This window comes from Frankia tisae (genome assembly GCF_025403405.1).
GTDB classification, from domain to species: Bacteria; Actinomycetota; Actinomycetes; order Frankiales; family Frankiaceae; genus Frankia; species Frankia tisai.
On the sequence record NZ_JANEZT010000593.1, the window covers coordinates 1 to 2,471 of the forward strand.

Genomic DNA, 2,471 nt, shown 5'->3' on the forward strand with positions numbered 1-2,471 from the left:
AGGCCGGGCAGTCCAAGATGTCATCCATGGTCGTCCTGGAGGCCCTCGCGAAAGTCACTCGCTGGGGACTGGCGGCTAAATGGTGTCCGGCTCCCCACAGCATCAGCAACCCTCACTGGCCGACCTCGGCAGTCTGGGCGCGGACGCGGCGTCCTGCTGCGTGCAGGCCGGCATGGTCGGGCGGGCGGTGGAGCTGTTCGAGCAGGGCCGCGGGGTGCTGCTGGGTCAGGCGTTGGACACCCGCACCGACCTGACCGCCCTCACCGAGCAGCATCCCGACCTGGCCGCCTCGTTCGTCCGGCTGCGGGACGTCCTGGACCAGGCTGATGACTCGGCTGTGCTCGACCTGCCCCGGTCCGGCGAGGGGACGGCCGGCGCGGCTGGCGTCGACCGGCAGGCGGCGGGTGTCGCGTTCGAGGAGCTGATCGCGTCGATCCGGCGGCGGGACGGGTTCGAGACCTTCCTGCGTCCCCCGCCGGTCGACGACCTGCTCGCGACGGCCGCCCAGGGTCCGGTCGTGGCCGTGGCGGTCTCCCGGTTCGGCTCGTACGCGCTGCTGCTGACCCCCGGCGGGGTGGAGACGGTCGCGCTGCCGGAGCTGACCCCGCAGACGGTCTACGACCAGGTCGTCGCGTTCCTCGACGCGCTGGACGACACCTCCACTGCGGCGCAGGGACGGCTGGTCGAGGTTCTGGGCTGGCTGTGGGATGTGCTGGCCGGCCCGGTCCTCGACCGGGCCGGCCTGACCGGCCCCCCGGCCGGCGGGCAACGGTGGCCGCGGCTGTGGTGGTGCACGTCGGGGCTGTTGTCGTTCCTGCCGCTGCACGCCGCTGGCCACCACGACAGCCGGCACGATCCGGCCCCGGCCACGGTGATCGACCGGGCGGTCTCCTCCTACACCCCGACGGTCCGGGCGCTGGCCCATGCCCGCCCGTCCAGCCCCGCGGCGCCCGGCGGCGCGGCCAGCCTGGAGGGCGCGCGGATGGCGGTCGTGGCGATGCCCCACACCCCCGCCGCTTTGGATCTACCCGGTGCAGGGGCCGAAGCCGCTGCCCTCGAGCAGCGGTTCGGCAGCCGGGTTGAGGTACTGACCGGCCCGCGGGCGACCCGTGAGGCGGTGCTGTCCGTGCTTCCCGCTGCCCGCTGGGCGCATTTCGCCTGCCACGGCACCGCCGAGATCACCAACCCGTCCATCAGCCGGCTTCTCCTGCACGACCACCAGACCCGGCCGCTGACCGTCCTGGACGTCGCCCGGCTACGGCTGACCGACGCCCAACTGGCCTACCTGTCCGCCTGCGAAACAGCCCGCCCCGGCGGCAGTCTGACCGACGAGGCGATCCATCTGGCCTCCGCGTTCCAACTCGCCGGCTACCAGCATGTGATCGCCACGCTGTGGCCCATCGCCGACCGGCCCGCCGTGGGCATCGCCGACGGCATCTACACCGCCCTGGCCGCGACCGGGGACGTCGCGGATGCCGTGCACACCACGACCCGCCGCTGGCGACGCCGGTTGCCAGGCACACCGTCGGTGTGGGCCTCCCACATTCACGTCGGCGCCTGAGCAGACCAGCCATCCGACCACCGAGGGGGACATTGATGGACGTCGACGAGGACGGGGTCTTCGAGGCGGGGCGGGCGATCCGCCCCTACCTCGGCAACCTCCTGAACGACACCGCTGCGGCCGCTGAGCTGGACCGTCACCTCGTCGAGCTGCTCACCGGCACGGCCGAACGGTCTGTCCGGGCCCGCCGGCTGCGCGATCTGCTTGACCGGCACGCCGACACCGCCTGGTTTCTCGCCCAGGTGCTCACCGACGCCCCGTACTACCGGCCGCCCGACCAGCAGCCCGGCTACCGTACCCGGACCGGGACAACCCCCGGCCCGCTCGGCGACCCCGGTATCGTCGCCGCGGAGGGCTACCGCTGCCCGCACGGCGACTACGTCTGGTACCGGCCCGACATCAGCATCCCCGTCCCGGCCTGCCCGACCCCCGGCCACGGCACGCTGACCCGGGACTGACCCGTCGATGCTGGACACGTTCTGGGAAGCCGTCGGCGGTAAGCTCGCCGACCGGTGGGCCGCCGTCTCCATCCCCGCGCTGATCTTCTGGCTGGGTGGGCTGGCCGCCTGGACCTACCACCGCGGTGGCCTGCACACCCTGACCATCCCGACCCACTGGCTGGACCGGCAGTCCACCGCCACCCAGGTCACGGTCATCGTGACAGCCCTGCTCACCGTCGCCGTCTCCGCCATGCTGGTCACCCAGACCGCGACGCCGGTGCTGCGGCTGCTCGAGGGCTACTGGCCACGCTGGACCGGCCCCGTCCGCGACCGGCTCGCCAGCTGGCTGGCCACCCGAGCCGCCGCCGAACAATCCACCTGGCAGGCCGCCGCCCGTCACCTGCCGCACCCGGATATTTTCTGCCGACCCCGATCGGCAACATTTTGCGCGCCGCTGAACGCCGCCCGAT

Annotated in this window: 2 protein-coding genes and 1 pseudogene; all 3 read left to right on the top strand. The window is 73.0% G+C overall.

The window, feature by feature from the left end; genetic code table 11:
- Window positions 1-82: 82 nt before the first annotated feature.
- A complete protein-coding gene (locus NBZ85_RS30260; protein WP_308205242.1) occupies window positions 83-1,561 on the top strand; it encodes a CHAT domain-containing protein in 1,479 nt (492 codons plus the stop codon).
- A gap of 35 nt (window positions 1,562-1,596) precedes the next feature.
- Window positions 1,597-2,019: a hypothetical protein gene (locus NBZ85_RS30265; protein WP_261563335.1), complete on the top strand. Its 423-nt coding sequence runs from the start codon at window positions 1,597-1,599 to the stop codon at window positions 2,017-2,019.
- 7 nt (window positions 2,020-2,026) lie between these two features.
- Window positions 2,027-2,471: pseudogene (locus NBZ85_RS30270) on the top strand (hypothetical protein); the annotation flags it as partial.

What these genes read in the sequence shown, in the direction of transcription:
- NBZ85_RS30265 (WP_261563335.1), top strand. Translation starts at nt 1,597, where the DNA reads ATGGACGTCGACGAGGACGGGGTCTTCGAGGCGGGGCGGGCGATCCGC.